Here is a 412-nt window from a genome sequence, read left to right on the forward strand (position 1 = left end):
TCTTGTGTATAATTACCGGCACTTGCACTGTTATCTTTGGTGCGGTTTTCTGGCGGAGGTAGGGAAGCTGAAAAATTCTCCTGAAGGTGAATTAACAGGTTGGTCATGGTACCTCTAAGTAGTTGTAGTTCCTCACTTCCAACTTCTTTTTCTTTTTCATTTCCAGGATCTAGTATTATACTTAGCGCTTCATCCAGTCTTGCAAAATTGGTACTGAAACAATTTTCAGGATTTGAGTGGCTGAAGAAATGTACCACCGGATATGCCTGGTGACTCACCAGGTGATTGTCGATCTTTTCCTGTAGTGAAAGCAATTGTTGATCTTTGTATGAGCTGTTGACCTGGCTGAGCTTTTCAGCAACTTCTGCCGGGCTTTTTCCAAGGTTAGAAATACTTCGGGAAAGGGTTCTTT

Annotated in this window: 1 protein-coding gene; it reads right to left on the minus strand. The window is 42.0% G+C overall.

From position 1 onward, the window contains the following. On the minus strand, window positions 1–412 hold a 412-nt coding region (locus tag HC175_RS19480; protein WP_168139785.1), incomplete at both ends, for a hypothetical protein.

Source organism: Salinimicrobium oceani, from assembly GCF_012037645.1.